Origin of the sequence: Bradyrhizobium sp. CCGE-LA001, assembly GCF_000296215.2 — a bacterium.
Lineage (GTDB): Bacteria > Pseudomonadota > Alphaproteobacteria > Rhizobiales > Xanthobacteraceae > Bradyrhizobium.
Map to the genome: position 1 here is coordinate 5,743,513 of NZ_CP013949.1, position 16,319 is coordinate 5,759,831.

Here is a 16,319-nt window from a genome sequence, read left to right on the forward strand (position 1 = left end):
CGCAAGCGGACCGAGACAGGCAGCAAGTCTGCGCCAAAGCGCCGCAACATGCGTGCGGCCGATCGCGAGCGCGCGATCGTGGAGGAAGCGATCCGCTTCTTCGCCGAGCGCGGCTTCGAGGGCCAGACCCGCGAGCTCGCCAAGCGCATGGGCATTACGCATTCGGCGATCTATCGCCACTTCCCGAGCAAGGAAGCGCTGATCGAGCGGGTCTACCAGGAGGTCTATCTCAGCCGCTGGTCGCCGGACTGGGGACCGATGATCCGCGACCGGACCTTGCCGCTGGAGGCCAGGCTCACGCGTTTCTATCTCGACTATGTCGAACGCGTGTTCGAGTACAATTGGGTGCGGATCTTCGTCTTCTCCGGCATGAAATCGTTCGGCATCACCGGCCGCTATCTCGACATCGTCAGGCGCGAGATCATCGAGCCCGCCGCTGGCGAGTTGCGCTATGAACTGAAGCTGCCCGACGCGAAAGCACACTCGTTGAGTGAACGCGAGACCGAGCTATTCTGGGGTCTGCACGGCCGCATCTTCTATCTCGCCATCCGCAAATTCATCTATGCGACGCCGATCCCGCCGGATCTCGACGCGATTGTCCGCGACGCCGTCCAGACCTTCATGGACGGCGCCAAGACGACGATGCCGAGGCTCCTGGAGAGCGACTGAAGGCGTTACCTCGCAAGGCTCGGCAGATCGAGCCCCTTGTCGCGGGCGCAGTCGATCGCGATGTCGTAACCCGCGTCAGCATGGCGCATGACGCCGCTGGCGGGATCGTTCCAGAGCACGCGCTCGATCCGCCTGGCCGCTTCCGGCGTGCCGTCGGCGACGATCACCATGCCGGCGTGCTGGGAATAGCCGATGCCGACGCCGCCGCCATGATGCAGCGAGACCCAGGTCGCGCCGCTGGCGCAGTTGAGCAGCGCATTGAGCAAGGGCCAATCGGACACCGCGCCCGACCCATCCTTCATCGCCTCGGTCTCGCGGTTGGGGCTCGCCACTGAACCGCTGTCGAGGTGATCGCGGCCGATCACGATGGGCGCCTTCAACTCGCCGCGCGCCACCATCTCGTTGAAGGCCAAGCCCAGGCGATGGCGATCACCGAGACCGACCCAGCAGATCCGCGCCGGCAAGCCCTGAAACTTGATGCGCTCCTTGGCCATGTCGAGCCAATTGTGCAGATGCTTGTCCTCAGGCATCAGCTCCTTGACCTTGGCGTCGGTCTTGAAGATGTCTTCGGGATCGCCCGACAGCGCAGCCCAGCGGAACGGCCCGACGCCGCGACAGAATAAGGGGCGAATATAGGCAGGTACGAAGCCCGGGAAATCGAAGGCGTTCTTCAGGCCCATGTCCTGCGCCATCTGGCGGATGTTGTTGCCGTAGTCGAGCGTCGGGATGCCCTGCGCGTGGAAATCCAGCATGGCCTGGACATGCTCGACCATCGAAGTTTTCGAAGCGCGCTCGACCGATTTCGGAGCGGAGCCGCGCTTGGCTTCCCATTCCGCCAGCGTCCAGCCCTTCGGCAAGTATCCGTTGATCGGATCGTGCGCGCTGGTCTGGTCGGTGACGATGTCGGGCCTGACGCCGCGGCGCACCAGCTCCGGAAAAATCTCCGCGGCATTGCCGAGCAGGCCGACCGAGACCGCCTTCTTTGTCTGCGCGGCGTCTGCCATGATCGCGAGGGCTTCGTCGAGGGTCGCAGCCTGGCGATCGAGATAACCGGTGCGCAGCCGCATCTCGATACGGCTCGGCTGACATTCGACCGCGAGCATCGAGGCGCCGGCCATGGTCGCGGCCAGCGGCTGCGCGCCGCCCATGCCGCCGAGACCGGCCGTGAGAATCCATTTGCCGGCGAGGCTACCGCCATAGTGGCGACGGCCGACCTCGACGAAGGTCTCGTAGGTGCCCTGCACGATCCCCTGGCTACCGATATAGATCCAGGAGCCGGCCGTCATCTGGCCGTACATCATCAGGCCCTTGCGATCGAGCTCGTTGAAATGATCGAGCGTCGCCCAATGCGGCACGATGTTGGAGTTTGCGATCAGCACCCTCGGCGCGTCGGCGTGGGTGCGGAACACGCCGACCGGCTTGCCGGACTGGACCAGCAGCGTCTGGTCGGCTTCGAGTGAGCGCAAGGCCGCCGCGATCCGGTCGAAGCTGTCCCAGTCGCGTGCGGCGCGGCCGATGCCGCCGTAGACGACTAGCTCGCTCGGGCGCTCCGCGACATCAGGATCGAGATTGTTCATCAACATGCGCAACGGCGCTTCCGTGAGCCAGCTCTTGGCGCTGATGTCGCTGCCGCGAGGGGCGCGGATGATGCGGTCATTGTCCAGTCGGCGGTTCATGCGGACCTCTTAATCAAGTCTCGGAAACGGATCGGATGGAAGCGCGGTGATTGCGATCGCCGGCAGCGCGTCGGCTTCGATCAAGGCGGCTGCCTTGGCGAGATCGCCGGCCATATAGCGGTCGGCACCGAGCGCGGGCACGTGCTCGCGCAGCTTGGCAATGACGGCAGCGAGCGGCGCGCTGGTCGCATGCGGCGCGCGCAGCGTGATGCCCTGGGCGGCCACGAGCAGCTCGATGCCGAGGATGGCGGCGAGATTGTCGGACATGTCGGAGAGCCGCCGCGCGGCATGTGCAGCCATCGAGACATGGTCTTCCTGGTTGGCGCTGGTCGGCGTCGAATCGATCGAGCAGGCAGCTGCGCGCTGCTTGTTCTCGGCATAGAGCGCGGCCGCCGTCACCTCGGCGATCATGAAGCCGGAATTGATGCCGGGATCGGGCGTCAGGAACGGCGGCAGGCCAAAATTGAGCGCGGGATCGACCAGCGTGGCGATGCGCCGCTCGCTGATCGCACCGATCTCCGAGAGCGCGAGTGCAATCGCATCGGCGGCAAAGGCCACGGGCTCGGCGTGGAAGTTGCCGCCCGAGACGATTTCGCCGGTCTCAACCAGCACCAGCGGATTGTCGGTGACAGCGTTGGCCTCGACCATCAGCGCGCGCGCCGCCTGCGTGATCAGGTCGAGTGCGGCGCCGGCGACCTGCGGCTGGCAGCGCAGGCAATAGGGATCCTGTACGCGCTCGTCGCCTTCGAGATGCGACAGGCGGATGTCGCTGCCGTCGAGCAGCGCCGTCAACGTCGCCGCCGCAGCGATCTGCCCGGCATGGCCGCGCAGCGCCTGGATCTCGGGACGGAACGGCGCCGTCGAGGCCATCGCCGCGTCCACCGACAATGCACCGGTCACGAGCGCGGCACGCGCCAGGCGGAATGCGCGCAGCACGCCTGATATGGCGTAGGCGGTCGAGAACTGCGTGCCGTTGATCAGCGCGAGCCCCTCTTTCGGGCCGAGCGTCAGTGGCGCCAGGCCGGCAGCCTTGAGCGCATCGGCGCCGGATACAATTTTGCCGTCAACGATCGCTTGGCCTTCTCCGGTCATCACGGCCGTCATATGCGCCAGCGGCGCAAGATCGCCGGAGGCGCCGACTGACCCCTGCTGTGGCACCAATGGGTAGACCTGTCGGGTCAACATATCCTGCAACAGCTCGATCACCTCGCGGCGCACGCCAGAGGCGCCGCGGCCGAGCGAGACGATCTTCAGCGCCATCATCAGGCGGACGATCGGCTCGGGTGTCGGCTGGCCGACGCCGCAGCAATGCGAGAAGATGAGATTGCGCTGGAGCAGCGCGGTCTGATCGGGCGGGATGCGCTTCGACGCCAGCTTCCCGAAGCCGGTGTTGATGCCATAGACCGGCGCGTCGGCGCGCGCCGCCTTCGCGACGATCTCCGCCGCGGCCTCGACGCGCGGCCAGAACGAGGCATCGAGCACGACGGAAGCTCCCTCGAGCACGCGCGCGAGATCGTCGAGACTGGACGTTCCCGGCTTGACGACGATGGTCGCGCCCTGCCCTGTCACTGCCCCCTCCATACTCGGCGTTGCAGCGGGTTGAAGCCGATGCGATAGACTAGCTCGGCCGGCCGCTCGATATCCCAGATGGCGAGATCACACCATTTGCCGGCCTCTAACGTACCAGTCTCCTGCAGCACGCCGAGAGCGCGCGCGCCTTCGCGGGTGACGCCGGCAAGGCATTCGGCAACCGTCATCCGAAACAGCGTCGCGCCCATGTTCATCGCGAGCAGCAGCGAGGTCAGCGGCGAACTGCCGGGATTGCAATCGGTCGCCAGCGCCATGCAGGCGCCAGTCTTGCGGAACGTCTCGACCGGTGGCTTCTGCGTCTCGCGAATGAAGTAGAATGCACCGGGCAGCAGCACCGCCACGGTACCCGCCTTCGCCATCGCGGCTGCGCCGGCTTCGTCGGTGTGCTCGAGGTGATCGGCCGAGAGCGCGGAGAATTTCGCCGCAAGCGCAGCACCACCTAGGTTCGACAGCTGATCGGCATGGAGTTTGACAGGCAGTCCAAGCTGCCTCGCCGTCTCGAACACCCGTGCGGTCTGCTCGGCCGAGAACGCGATGCCCTCCATGAAGGCATCGACGGCATCGGCAAGGCCGGCCTTCGCGACGGCGGGCAGCATCTCGTTGCAGACGAGATCGATGTAACGATCCTTGTCGCCATTGGCTTCGACCGGCAGCGCGTGCGCCCCCAGGAACGACGTGCGGATCGCAACGGGCCGCTCCCGGCCAAGGCTGCGCGCCGCGGCGAGCTGGCGCGTTTCGGTTGCAGTATCGAGCCCATATCCGGACTTGATCTCGATCGTGGTGACGCCCTCGGCGATCAAGGCGTCGAGCCGCGGCAACGCGCTCGCGACAAGCTCGGCTTCGCTCGCCTTGCGTGTCGCGGCCACCGTCGAGACGATACCGCCGCCGGCGCGCGCAATCTCCTCGTAGCTCGCGCCCTTCAGGCGCAGCTCGAATTCATGCGCGCGGTTGCCGCCATAGACGAGATGGGTGTGGCAATCGACAAGACCCGGCGTGATCCAACGTCCTCCGCAGTCGATCCGTTCGGCCGCATCAGAATTTGCCGGGAAATCAGCTTGCGCACCCGCATAGACGATGCGGCCGCCGCGCGCGGCGATCAGGCCACGCTCAATCTCTCCGAGATCGGGACGGTCGGCCCGCATCGTGGCGAGCCGGGCATTGTGCCAGATCCGGTCGAAGCGCTCTGCCATGCAACGGTCCCTTCGCGTGGGATGCTTGACTTATATGTCTAGACATATAATCGTGGGATCGTTCTGTCCAGCCGGCGTGTAATCATGACCCGACTGCATTTCACCTCCGCGCTCCTGCCCTCGGGCTGGGCCAATGACGTGCAGGTGGTGATCACCGCCGGCGCGATCGCGGAGGTGACGCCGGGCGTGCCGCCGGCCGCCGGCGACGAGCGCCACGCACTTGCGGTTCCGGGGTTGGCTAGCCTGCACAGCCACGCCTTCCAGCGCGGCATGGCGGGCCTCGCCGAATTGCGCGGCGACAGCACCGACACGTTCTGGACCTGGCGCGAGACGATGTACCGTTTCGCACTGGCGATGACGCCGGACGACGTCGCGTCCGTCGCAACGCTGCTCTATGTCGAGATGCTGGAGCAGGGTTTTACCCGCGTCGGCGAATTCCATTATCTGCATCATGATCGCGACGGCGCCCATTACGCCGACCTTGGCGAGATGGCCGCGCGCATCGCACAGGCTGCCGAAGCTTCCGGCATTGCGCTGACTCTGCTGCCGAGTTTTTATGCGCATGGCTCATTTGGTGGCGCGCTGCCGCATGCGGGCCAACGGCGCTTCATCTGCTCGGTCGATCAGTTCGCCGCGCTCATGGCCGCCTCGCGCAAGGCGATCAGCGGTTTGCCGAGCGCCAATATAGGCATCGCGCCGCATAGCTTGCGCGCGGTGACACCCGACGAGCTCGCGGCGATCATCCCGCTTGCCGATGGCGGGCCGGTGCACATTCACGCCGCCGAGCAAGTGAAGGAAGTCGAGGATTGCCTGGCTTGGTCGGGACGGCGGCCGGTGCAATGGCTGCTGGAGCATGCGCCGCTCGATCGGCGCTGGTGCCTCATCCACGCCACGCACATGACGGATGAGGAAGTCACCGCGTTCGCCAAGACCAGTGCTGTCGCGGGTCTCTGCCCCATCACGGAGGCAAGCCTCGGCGACGGCATCTTTTCGGCCCGCGAGTTTCTCGCTGCCGGCGGCGCGTTCGGTGTCGGCACAGATTCCAACGTGCTGGTCGGCGTCGCCGACGAATTGCGCCAACTCGAATATGGCCAGCGCCTCAAGCACCGCCAGCGCAACGTGCTCTCCAGTGGCGCGGGCCGCTCCACGGGTCGCACGCTATTCGACCATGCTCTTGCGGGCGGCGCGCGAGCGCTGGCGCAACCGATGGTCGGCCTCGCACCGGGCGCGTGCGCCGATATCGTCACGCTCGACACGACGCATCCTTCGCTGGCGGAACGCACTGGCGATGCAGCCATCGACGGATGGATCTTCGCCGCAGGCGATGGCGCGATCGACTGCGTCTGGGCCGGCGGCGGCAAGGTCGTTGAAGGCGGCCGGCATAGGCTGCGTCAAGCCGCGCGCGAGGGTTTCAACGCGGCAGTGCGGAGGCTCGTCGCATGAGCCTCGTAACCGATGGCGACAAGCCGACGCTGTACAAGCGAATCCGCGCCGACATCGAGAAGCGCATCCTGACCGGCGAATGGCCACCGGGCCATCGCATTCCATTCGAGCACGAGTTGGTCGCGCGTTACGGCTGCTCGCGCATGACCGTGAACAAGGCGCTGTCGGAGCTGGCGCAAGCCGATCTGATCGAGCGGCGACGGCGTGCCGGCTCCTTCGTGCGCCGGCCGCAGCATCAATCTGCCGTACTCAAGATTGCCGACATCCGCGCCGAGATCACGGGGCTCGGCCGCTCCTACGGCTACGAGCTGATCGGCCGCAAGCTGCGCGCGGCGACCGCTGCCGACCGCGATCGCCTCGGCGTCAAGAAAGCCGGCAAGGTGGTCGCAATCGCCTGCCGGCACAGCGCCGACAACGTGCCCTTCGCCATCGAGGATAGGCTGATCGACCTTGCGTCCGTGCCGCATGCCGCAACCGCGGATTTTGCGCGCGAGCCGCCCGGCTCCTGGCTGCTTCACCATGTCCCATGGACGGAGGCCGAGCACACGATCAGTGCCATCGTTGCGGACGATCGCACGGCGGAGGCGCTCGACATCGCCGTCGGCGCCCCCTGCCTCGTGATCGACCGCTATACCTGGCGCAGCGCGCGGACCATCACCGCGGTTCGCCTGCTCTATCCCGGTGACTCTCACCGCCTTGTCGCCCGATTCAAGGGAGGCTGAGAGGAGAATGTCGGCACAATTCGTGCAATGCTTCGGGCAACGGTCCGCACGGACCGAGAATGATCAACAGGACGTCAATCCATCGATCGGCAAGAGGACGACAAACATGCGTAGTTCAAAAGTATTTGCGACGATCATTGCCCTTGCGGCCTCCACTCCCGTGCTCGCCGACGACGTCAAGGTCGGCGTCGGCATCTCCGGCTGGACCGGCTTTGCGCCGCTGACGCTCGCGAAGGAGGCCGGCATCTTCAAGAAGAACGGGCTCGACGTCACCATCAAGAAGATCCCGCAGAAGGACCGGCATCTCGCCATCGCCTCCGGCGACATCCAATGCGCGGCGACCACGGTTGAGACCTGGATCTCGTGGAACGCCAACGGCGTTGCCACCAAGCAGATCTTCCAGCTCGACAAGAGCTATGGCGCCGACGGCATGGCCGTGCGCAACGACGTCACCGCGATCAAGGACCTGAAGGGCAAGACCGTCGCAGCCTCCGCGCCGGGTACCTCGCCGTATTTCGCGCTTTCCTGGATGCTCAAGAAGAACGGCCTGACGACGAAGGACGTGACCGTGGTGAACCTGGAGCCGGCTGCGGCCGCGCAGGCTTTCGTCTCCGGCCAGAACGATGCCGCGATGACCTATGAGCCGTACCTCTCGACCGTGCGCGCCGCCCCAGACAAGGGCAAGATCATCGCGACCACGCTCGACTATCCGATGGTGATGGACACCTTCGGCTGCACGCCGAAATTCCTGACGGAGAATCCCAAGGCCGCCAAGGCTCTCGCCGACAGCTATTTCGAGGCGCTCGAGGTGATCGCCAAGGACCAGGCCAAGGCCTATGAGATCATGGGCGCCGACGTGAAGCAGACCGGCGAGCAGTTCGGCAACTCGGCGAAATATCTGCGCTGGCAGGACAAGGCCGCGAACCAGAAATTCTTCGCCGGCGATTTCCTGACCTTCAACAAGGAGGCCGCCGAGCTGCTGCTCGAGATCGGCATCATCAAGGCCGCACCCAAGGTCGAAGACCTCTACGACGCGAGCTTCATCAAGTAAACTTCGTCAAGCCGCCGGTTCCGCGCAATCGCGGGACCGGCGGCTGAATCGATCTCTCGGATAGATAGTCTGATGCGTCCTCTGGACCCCGTTACATCGAGGCAGCGCGCGGCCTATGGCCTTGCGTTCTTCGTGCTGTTCGTCGCCCTCTGGTCGTGGGCGACGATCGGCGGCCATGTGTCGAAGACCTTCCTCGCCAATCCCCTGACCATGGTGCAGGAGGGCGTCGAGCTGCTCACCAAGCACGGCTTCCTCTACGACATCGGCATGACGATCTGGCGCGTCGTCGGCGGCTTTGCGCTCGCCGCCATCATCGCGGTGCCGCTCGGCGTGCTGATGGGGGCGTACAAGCCGGTCGAAGCGTTCCTCGAACCGTTCGTCTCCTTTGCACGCTATCTGCCCGCCTCCGCCTTCATCCCGCTGCTGATCCTGTGGGCCGGCATCGGCGAATTGCAGAAGCTGCTCGTCATCTTCATCGGTTCGGTGTTCCAGGTCATCCTGATGGTCGCGGTGACCGTCGGCGCCACGCGGCGCGACCTGGTCGAAGCCGCCTATACGCTGGGCGCCAGCGACCGGGGCATCATCCGCCGGGTGCTGCTGCCCTCCTCCGCGCCGGAGATCGCCGAGATCCTGCGGCTGGTGCTGGGTTGGGCCTGGACCTACGTCATCGTCGCCGAGCTGATCGGCTCGTCCTCCGGCATCGGCCACATGATCACCGACAGCCAAGCCCTGCTCAACACCGGCCAGATCATCTTCGGCATCATCGTGATCGGATTGATCGGCCTCATCTCGGACTTCCTGTTCAAGGCGTTCAACGCCTGGCTGTTTCCGTGGAAGCTCGCATGACGACGCTCAGGATCGAACAGGTTTCGCGCACCTTTCCTGCGCGCCATGGCAACGCGCCGACCAAGGCGCTGGAGCCGACCGACCTGGTCATCGGCAACAACGACTTCGTCACCATCCTCGGACCCTCCGGCTGCGGCAAGTCCACGCTGCTCCGCATCGTCGCCGGCCTCGACCGTCCGACCAGCGGACGCGTGACGCTCGATGGACGCGAGGTGACCGGCCCGGGCGCCGATCGCGGCATGGTGTTCCAATCCTACACGCTGTTCCCGTGGCTGACCGTGCGCGAGAACATCGCCTTTGGTTTGCGCGAGCGCGGCGTGGCCGAGGGCGAGCGCAACAAGATCGCCGACGCCTTCATCCGCCAGGTCGGCTTGGCCGGCTTCGAGAACCACTGGCCGAAGCAACTCTCCGGCGGCATGCAGCAGCGCACCGCAATTGCGCGCGCGCTCGCCAATGATCCGAAGATCCTGCTGCTCGACGAGCCCTTCGGCGCGCTCGACAACCAGACCCGCGCCCTGATGCAGGAGATGCTGCTCGGGATCTGGGAGCGCGACCAGAAGACGGTGCTGTTCGTGACCCACGACATCGAGGAAGCCATCTTCCTCGGCAGCCGCGTCATCGTCATGAGCGCGCGTCCCGGCCGGATCAAGGCCGAGATCAATGTCGACCTGCCGCATCCGCGCTCCTACAAGATTAAGACCACGCCGGAATTCGTCCAGCTCAAGGAACGGCTGGTCGAGGAGATCCGCACCGAGGCGCTGAAGGTTGCCGAACATGCCTGACACTCCGCCCCGCACTGAGGGAACGCGCGTCCTCGCCGACCTCAACGCGCTCCGCGCCATCGGCGCCTACAAGACCGGCGTGCACAAGCCGACCTTCTCCGAGCCGCACAGGCAGTCGCTCGACTGGCTGGTGCAGAAGCTGCCCGATGCGGGCCTCTCCGCCGCGATCGACGGCATCGGCAACGTCTTCGGCACCAGCACGAAGCCGGGACCGAAACTGCTCGCGGGCTCACATCTGGAAAGCCAGAATTACGCCGGCTGGCTCGATGGCCCGCTCGGCGTTATCTATGCGCTGGAAGCCGCGCGCGTGCTCAATGCCGATCCCGCCTTCAACGGCGCGGTCGAAGTCGCCTGCTGGTGCGACGAGGAAGGGCATTTCGGCAGCTTCCTCGGCTCGCGCTCGTTTGTGGGGCAAGTGACCGAGGCCGAAATCGATGCCGCGCGCGACCGCACCAGCGGCCGCTCCATGCGCGAGGCACTCGCCGACATGGGTCTTTCCGGACGGGCGCGCGTCACCGCCGAGCCGGGCCGGCACGTCGGATATCTCGAGGCGCATATCGAGCAGGGCGACACGCTCGAAAGCGGCCGCCTCGCGATCGGCGTCGTGACCTCCATCGTCGGCATCTGGCAATACAGGATCAACTTCGCCGGCGAGCAGAACCACGCCGGCACCACGCGCATGGCCGTACGCAAGGATGCGGGGCTGGCGCTGGCCAAGTTCTGCGTCGCGATCGACGAACGTTTCCCTGATGCTTGCGGTCCGCGGACGGTGTGGACCACCGGCCGCATCACGCTCGATCCGGGCGCGCCGAGCATCATTCCGGGCGGCGCAGAGATGCTGTTCCAGATCCGCGATGACGATCCCGCCGTCATCGCGCGGCTGGAGCAATTGCTGCGGACTATGGTAGACGAGGTCAACGCGAAGGGCCCCTGCACCGTCACCGTCACGAAGCTGCGCACCGGCGCACCTGCGATGATGAACTCCGGCTTTCAGGATACGATCGAAGCCGCAAGCAAGGCCTTCGCCGGCGGACGATCCATCCGCATGCCCAGCGGCGCCGGCCACGATGCGCAAATGCTAGCAACGATCATGCCCGCGGCCATGCTGTTCGTGCCGTCGATCGGCGGCATCAGCCATCACTGGACCGAGAACACAGCGGATTCCGATATCGTCACCGGCGCGGAGGTGTTCGTCGACGCCTGCCGCCGCATTCTCGGCGGCTAGCTTATCTACTTTTTGCGTGATCGATTATGGCCTGATCAGGCAAATCGCGCCTGATTTGAACAAGACGCAGGACGCGCGGCATGCCTAGGCTCGGGGCACGCACGAGAGACCCGTCTTGTCAGAGAGCCCGAACGGCGCCGCAACGCCTGCCTCCATCGTCGAAGCCCTCAAGGCCGTCGCCGGCCGTCCGACGAACGTGCGCGCGAGCTTCGCCAAAGGCTGGTGCGTCCGCGGCACCTATACCCCGTCGGACAAAGCGGGGAACGTCACGCGATCGCGGAGCTTTACGAGACCATCGCGCGTGCTGGCCCGTTTCTCGGTGGGCGGCGGCAATCCCGACGTGGCAGACACCAACCGGCAGGTGCTGCGCGGCTTCAGCTTCAGGCTCGGCAATGAGGCTCATCGGTCCGACATCCTCACACAGAGCGCGCCCGTGCATTTCGCGAGGACACTCGAACAGATGCTGGCCTTCCTCGAAGCACGCATTCCCCCCTTGAACGAGGCCAGGATCGCAGCCTTCTCGTCGGCCAATCCCGAGACGCTCAATCAGGCGGACTATGTCGCCGCGCGTCAGCTGCCCGGAAGCTTTGCCGGCACGACCTATTGGGGCGTGCACGCCTTTCCGGCCACCAGCACGAACGGCGAGACACGCTTCATCAAGTTCAAGGTCGCGCCCGTCGGCGACGACTTCACGCTGACTGAACAGGAAGCCGACACGATGCCGGCCGACTTCCTGCACCACGACCTGAAGGGGCGGATTGCCACGGGCGATGCTCGCCTCAACGTGATGGCGCTGCTCGACCGTCCGGGCGACCCGGTCATGGACGTGACCGTGCGTTGGCCGGACGAGGACAGCCGTGAAGAGGTGCGCCTGGGTACGATCGTGATCACGGCATTCGAACCGAACGAGGCCTGCGACGCCTCGATTTTCGACCCGGTCAATCTTGCCGACGGCATCGGCCACCCGCCGGACGAGATCTTTGCGGCGCGGCGCACCGGCTATGCCATTTCGCTGGCGAAACGACGCTGAGGTTCACGCCCCCGCGCGCGAAGCGCCGAGCGTCTCACGGCGCCAGGCGGCCGGGCTGGCGCCGACGATCGAGGAAAACACGCGCGTGAAGTGACTCTGGTTGGCGAACCCGGCCGAGATCGCGATCTCCGTCAGCGGCAGGTCGCGAACCGTCATCAGCTGCTTGGCAGCCTTGACGCGCTGATGAAGCAGCCATTGGTGCGGTGGCAAGCCGACGGAGACGCGAAATGCGCGGGAAAAATGGCTGACCGAGAGATCCAGCTCAGCCGCAATCTTCTGGAGCGAGAGCTTGCCGCCGAGGTCGGATTCCAGCCTCTCGCAAGCGCGCTTCACCTGCCAGGGCGCAAGGCCACCCCGCGCGGGCTCGGATCTCGGCGCAAGCCCGCCATAGGTCTGAGCGACATGGGCGGTCAGCCCGAGCATCATGTGATCGATGAAGAGCTGGTTGGCCTCGTCCGGTCTGCGCAGGCCTTTCCGCAGCGATGCGCCGATGTGGCGGATCGTTTCGTCGTCGTGTCCAAGGCCGACCCGACAATCGAGCTCGTCGATCCGCGGCGCATGGCACTGCTCGGAGATGCTGTCGAGTGCCGAACGTGGAATGTAGAAGTGCAGGGAGTGGAACGGCTTGTCGATGACATAGCGCGGATCGCGCTTGAGGTCGTAAAGATAAGTCGTGCCGGCGTGGACGTCAGCCTTCATGATGCACTTGCCGTCATCCCAAAGCTCGCAATCCGGGTAATCCTGTAATTTCAGGCTGACAAGAAAGGCGTCTTCGGCGGCAAACGAACCGGACAGACCTCGCACCGGGCGATCATTCCGGGTTTCGGTCACCGCGAGCTCGGTGCCGCGCAGCGAGCGCGTGACCAAGGCGGGCGGCGTTTCCGTCAAACGCAGGAAGTGCCCGAGCCTCTGTCCATAGGCGCCTGGCTGGGTCATCGGGAAGTCCCTTCTGTGGAAGCCCGAACGCAGGCCACAGTGTCCTGCAATTTCAGGCGTGCATTATCCGATATCCGGAAGCGACTGTCCACTTTTGTACACAAGACGAGCTTTACGCGTTTTCACGAACGCACGATCGACTGGCGAGGTGCTTCATAGCGAGCGAAGTGGAGCTCTGATTCTGGCCTGCCGCACACCATCGTTCCCCCCATCGTCATTACGAGCGCGGCGACTCGTCCACTAACGCTTTGAAAGGCGGGGGCAATCCATAGTCTTTCCGCGGAGGGATTCTGGATTGCTTCGTGGCTTCGCTCCTCGCATGACACAGTGTGAGGTGGCAGCGTCGGTTCTCCAACTACCGCTGTCATTCCCCGCGAAGGCGGGGAATCCAGTCCGCCGCGGCGTCTCGGCTCAATAACAACTTTCTCGGAGTACTGGATCGCCCGGTCAAGCCGGGCGATGACAGCAGTATGCAGCAGACACGCCTTCGCAGACTCGCGGCGCAATCCGCCCGAGCTTTGCTTGGTCACGCACCCTCATATCCAAGAGGGTGCGGGGAAGGCCGGGTGCCGGCGGCACCCGCGGTCCGCTGCGCAAAAGGCACGCGCAGAAAACCGCACAGCAGCATACAGGTGAAGCCCAACACACGGCCTTCCCTGCGCGATGGTCGGACGGCTTATGCCGCGCTCTCCCGGGAGCCGAATTCTTTCTGGCCTCCCTCGCCCTCACGGAATTCACCGGCCCTGCGCCGGTTGACGCTAGTGCCGCATCCGCAAGAGCTTGACCGTAGCAACGACGGCCAGGACCACACGGTTTTGCCGTACGCACGGTTCGTTGGCGCCACAGGGTCCGCGGGCGTTGTGCACGTTACCCTCGGAATATGACGCGACGAACCTGACAGCGCCGTTCGTCCACGCGATGCGAAGGGCTCACGAAGAGCAATCCGCCCTGCCCTTGGCTTTCGCGCACGACGCTGCTGCGTCCACCGCAAGCCCGGCTCTGCGATCACACGACAACATGACCGCCCCTCAAGGGTGAGCCGGGATGAACGACCCATACGTCAATTCCGAATTTCGGTAAAAGTGGAATATTTCTCGCTGCGGGGCTTGACACTCACACCGCGCAAATGGGTCGGGTGTTTTGCCCAGCGGCAGCCATTCCGCATCGAGATGCCTGCTGCGACGATTCGGGCAGCCGCGGACATAAAGGCGCGGCAATTCGGGGGCTCCTGAAGGCATCCCACCCTCCCTGATTCCCTGGAGTTCCCATGCTTTCTGCCGACCGGCCGGCGACGCGCCTCGCGACCCGGCTCGCCTTCCTCGTCGCAGGCTTCGGCATCGCATGCTGGGCGCCGCTGGTGCCGTTCGCGAAGTCGCGCCTCGGCGTCGACGACGGCATCCTCGGATTGCTGCTTCTCAGCCTCGGCATCGGATCGGTCCTCGCCATGCTTCTGACCGGCGTGCTGAGCGCGCGCTATGGCAGCAGGCCGATCATCCTCGCGGGCGGGTTCGGCCTCGCCGTCGTCCTGCCGCTGCTCGCGATCGCAAGCTCGCCTGCGGCGCTGGCGCTGGCGCTGTTTGCGTTCGGCGCCGCGCTCGGCTCGATCGATGTCGCCATGAACATCCATGCCGTGGAGGTCGAGCGCGCCGCGGCTCGTCCGCTGATGTCCGGCTTCCACGCCCTGTTCAGCATCGGCGGCTTCGCCGGATCCGCGCTGATGACGGCGCTGCTCTCGCTGCAGCTGGGCGCGCTCAGTTGCACGCTGATCTGCTCTGCCTTGATGCTGATCGCAATGCTGGTGACCTGGCCGCGCCTGCTCCGGTCGGCCCAGGCCCAGGAAGGGCCGCTATTCGTGCTGCCGCATGGATCGGTGCTGCTGCTCGCGCTGCTGGCCGCCATCACCTTCCTGGTCGAAGGCGCGATGCTCGATTGGGGCGCGCTGCTCGTCATCGGCGCAGGCCTCGTCTCGGAGGCGCAAGGTGGCGCCGGCTATATCGTGTTCTCGATCGCGATGACGATCGGGCGGCTCGGCGGCGACGCCGTCGTCGCGCGCATCGGCGACCGCGCGACGCTGCTGTGGGGAAGCCTGATCGCCATCGCGGGCTTCGTGGTCCTGCTCACGGCTTCGATGGCGGCGGTCGCGATGGCCGGCTTCCTGCTGATCGGCCTCGGCGCATCGAACCTCGTGCCGGTCCTGTTCCGCGGGGCGGCCAAGCAAACCGCCATGCCCACGGGGCTGGCGGTCGCGGCAATCACGACAGCCGGTTATGCGGGCATCCTGATCGGTCCCGCCGGCGTCGGCTTCGTTGCCGGCGTCAGCGGGCTGCCGATGGCGTTTTGGCTGCTGGCGGCGCTGATGGGTCTCGTCACGCTGGCGGCGGGCATCGTCACGCGGGAGCAGGCCCGGACATCGCGCGTCGAAGCCTGAGAGAACTCACGGATCGCTCAGCCCTGATCGATCGCCGGCGTCGTCACGCGCGCTCTCGTGAGGCGATGGGCATCGCCGACATCGGCGTTGCCCACGACCCGATTGCGCATGGCCGGGCTGCGCACTGACCGCACGACGGCTCGGCCTAGCCTTCGGCAGCAACTGCCCGGCGCGGCAGCTTCCAGTCGGGCCGGATGAAGTGACAGGTGTATCCGGCAGGATAGCGTTCGAGATAATCCTGATGCTCGGGCTCGGCTTCCCAGAACTCTGCTGCGGGCGCGACTTCGGTCACCACCTTGCCGGGCCACAGACCAGACGCCTCGACGTCGGCGATGGTGTCTTCGGCGATCCGCTTCTGCTGATCACTCGTGTAGAAGATCGCCGAACGATAGCTCGTGCCGAGATCGTTGCCCTGACGGTTGAGTGTGGTCGGATCATGGATCTGGAAGAAGAACTCCAGCATGGTCCGGAAGCTCGTCTTAGCGGGATTGAAGATGATCTCGATGGCTTCGGCGTGCCCTTCGTGATTGCGATAGGTGGCGTTCTTCACATGCCCGCCGGTGTAGCCGACGCGGGTCGAGATCACACCGGGCTGCTTGCGGATCAGATCCTGCATGCCCCAGAAGCAGCCTCCGGCCAAAACTGCGCGCTCTGTCGTCATCTGACGCTCCCTGTTGATCGCTCCGTCCGTTCTGAGAGAATATATGCCTTCGGGTGCCCGGCCGAAAGAC

At 65.4% G+C, this 16,319-nt stretch carries 14 protein-coding genes; 9 read left to right on the top strand and 5 right to left on the bottom strand.

The annotated features are described in order from the left end of the window. The first annotated feature begins 48 nt into the window (after positions 1-48). A complete protein-coding gene (locus BCCGELA001_RS26895) occupies positions 49-669 on the top strand; it encodes a TetR/AcrR family transcriptional regulator (protein ID WP_060737858.1) in 621 nt (206 codons plus the stop codon). 5 nt (positions 670-674) lie between these two features. On the opposite strand, the gene hutU is transcribed toward BCCGELA001_RS26895, so the two are convergent. From hutU to hutI, 3 genes are read right to left on the bottom strand one after another with little or no spacing between them, the layout of a single operon-like run. Next, positions 675-2,345: a urocanate hydratase gene (hutU, locus tag BCCGELA001_RS26900; protein ID WP_060736706.1), complete on the bottom strand. Its 1,671-nt coding sequence runs from the start codon at positions 2,343-2,345 to the stop codon at positions 675-677. A gap of 9 nt (positions 2,346-2,354) precedes the next feature. After that, a complete protein-coding gene (gene hutH, locus BCCGELA001_RS26905; RefSeq protein ID WP_083543529.1) occupies positions 2,355-3,914 on the bottom strand; it encodes a histidine ammonia-lyase in 1,560 nt (519 codons plus the stop codon). Beyond that, entirely contained in the window at positions 3,911-5,125 is a 1,215-nt protein-coding gene (gene hutI / locus BCCGELA001_RS26910; protein ID WP_008562313.1) for an imidazolonepropionase, read from the bottom strand. Before hutI ends, hutH begins: the two co-directional genes overlap by 4 nt. Positions 5,126-5,209: 84 nt before the next feature. Here hutI and BCCGELA001_RS26915 point away from each other — a divergent pair, with 84 nt between their 5' ends. From BCCGELA001_RS26915 to BCCGELA001_RS26945, 7 genes are all read left to right on the top strand, one after another. Beyond that, on the top strand, positions 5,210-6,568 hold the full coding sequence (locus BCCGELA001_RS26915) for a formimidoylglutamate deiminase (RefSeq protein ID WP_060736708.1): 1,359 nt from the start codon (positions 5,210-5,212) through the stop codon (positions 6,566-6,568). Then, positions 6,565-7,290 (top strand): histidine utilization repressor, encoded by a 726-nt coding sequence (gene hutC, locus BCCGELA001_RS26920; RefSeq protein ID WP_008562299.1) that lies wholly within the window; start codon positions 6,565-6,567, stop codon positions 7,288-7,290. The genes BCCGELA001_RS26915 and hutC overlap by 4 nt, the downstream gene beginning before the upstream one ends. A gap of 106 nt (positions 7,291-7,396) precedes the next feature. After that, on the top strand, positions 7,397-8,341 hold the full coding sequence (locus BCCGELA001_RS26925; protein ID WP_060737859.1) for an ABC transporter substrate-binding protein: 945 nt from the start codon (positions 7,397-7,399) through the stop codon (positions 8,339-8,341). Between the two features lie 72 nt (positions 8,342-8,413). Further along, on the top strand, positions 8,414-9,187 hold the full coding sequence (locus BCCGELA001_RS26930; protein ID WP_008562296.1) for an ABC transporter permease: 774 nt from the start codon (positions 8,414-8,416) through the stop codon (positions 9,185-9,187). Then, positions 9,184-9,969, top strand: a complete 786-nt coding sequence (locus BCCGELA001_RS26935; protein ID WP_008562294.1) for an ABC transporter ATP-binding protein — start codon at positions 9,184-9,186, stop codon at positions 9,967-9,969. The genes BCCGELA001_RS26930 and BCCGELA001_RS26935 overlap by 4 nt, the downstream gene beginning before the upstream one ends. After that, positions 9,962-11,194 carry a Zn-dependent hydrolase gene (locus BCCGELA001_RS26940; protein ID WP_060736709.1) on the top strand — a complete coding sequence of 411 codons (1,233 nt, stop codon included), beginning with the start codon at positions 9,962-9,964 and terminating at the stop codon, positions 11,192-11,194. The genes BCCGELA001_RS26935 and BCCGELA001_RS26940 overlap by 8 nt, the downstream gene beginning before the upstream one ends. A gap of 115 nt (positions 11,195-11,309) precedes the next feature. Beyond that, complete coding sequence (locus BCCGELA001_RS26945) at positions 11,310-12,224, top strand: catalase (protein ID WP_008562287.1); 915 nt, start codon at positions 11,310-11,312, stop codon at positions 12,222-12,224. Positions 12,225-12,227: 3 nt separating this feature from the next. On the opposite strand, the gene BCCGELA001_RS26950 is transcribed toward BCCGELA001_RS26945, so the two are convergent. Next, complete coding sequence (locus tag BCCGELA001_RS26950; RefSeq protein ID WP_008562285.1) at positions 12,228-13,160, bottom strand: AraC family transcriptional regulator; 933 nt, start codon at positions 13,158-13,160, stop codon at positions 12,228-12,230. A gap of 1,267 nt (positions 13,161-14,427) precedes the next feature. Here BCCGELA001_RS26950 and BCCGELA001_RS26955 point away from each other — a divergent pair. Continuing rightward, entirely contained in the window at positions 14,428-15,588 is a 1,161-nt protein-coding gene (locus BCCGELA001_RS26955) for an MFS transporter (protein ID WP_008562283.1), read from the top strand. A gap of 145 nt (positions 15,589-15,733) precedes the next feature. On the opposite strand, the gene msrA is transcribed toward BCCGELA001_RS26955, so the two are convergent. Next, the gene (gene msrA / locus BCCGELA001_RS26960) at positions 15,734-16,249 is read right to left on the bottom strand and encodes a peptide-methionine (S)-S-oxide reductase MsrA (protein WP_060736710.1); all 516 of its coding nucleotides are present in this window, start codon (positions 16,247-16,249) and stop codon (positions 15,734-15,736) included. Positions 16,250-16,319 lie beyond the last annotated feature (70 nt).

What these genes read in the sequence shown, in the direction of transcription:
- BCCGELA001_RS26925 (WP_060737859.1), top strand. Translation starts at nt 7,397, where the DNA reads ATGCGTAGTTCAAAAGTATTTGCGACGATCATTGCCCTTGCGGCCTCC.
- BCCGELA001_RS26895 (WP_060737858.1), top strand. Translation starts at nt 49, where the DNA reads ATGCGTGCGGCCGATCGCGAGCGCGCGATCGTGGAGGAAGCGATCCGC.
- hutC (WP_008562299.1), top strand. Translation starts at nt 6,565, where the DNA reads ATGAGCCTCGTAACCGATGGCGACAAGCCGACGCTGTACAAGCGAATC.
- BCCGELA001_RS26935 (WP_008562294.1), top strand. Translation starts at nt 9,184, where the DNA reads ATGACGACGCTCAGGATCGAACAGGTTTCGCGCACCTTTCCTGCGCGC.
- BCCGELA001_RS26940 (WP_060736709.1), top strand. Translation starts at nt 9,962, where the DNA reads ATGCCTGACACTCCGCCCCGCACTGAGGGAACGCGCGTCCTCGCCGAC.
- hutI (WP_008562313.1), bottom strand. Translation starts at nt 5,125, where the DNA reads ATGGCAGAGCGCTTCGACCGGATCTGGCACAATGCCCGGCTCGCCACG.
- BCCGELA001_RS26930 (WP_008562296.1), top strand. Translation starts at nt 8,414, where the DNA reads ATGCGTCCTCTGGACCCCGTTACATCGAGGCAGCGCGCGGCCTATGGC.
- BCCGELA001_RS26950 (WP_008562285.1), bottom strand. Translation starts at nt 13,160, where the DNA reads ATGACCCAGCCAGGCGCCTATGGACAGAGGCTCGGGCACTTCCTGCGT.
- msrA (WP_060736710.1), bottom strand. Translation starts at nt 16,249, where the DNA reads ATGACGACAGAGCGCGCAGTTTTGGCCGGAGGCTGCTTCTGGGGCATG.
- BCCGELA001_RS26955 (WP_008562283.1), top strand. Translation starts at nt 14,428, where the DNA reads ATGCTTTCTGCCGACCGGCCGGCGACGCGCCTCGCGACCCGGCTCGCC.
- BCCGELA001_RS26915 (WP_060736708.1), top strand. Translation starts at nt 5,210, where the DNA reads ATGACCCGACTGCATTTCACCTCCGCGCTCCTGCCCTCGGGCTGGGCC.
- hutU (WP_060736706.1), bottom strand. Translation starts at nt 2,345, where the DNA reads ATGAACCGCCGACTGGACAATGACCGCATCATCCGCGCCCCTCGCGGC.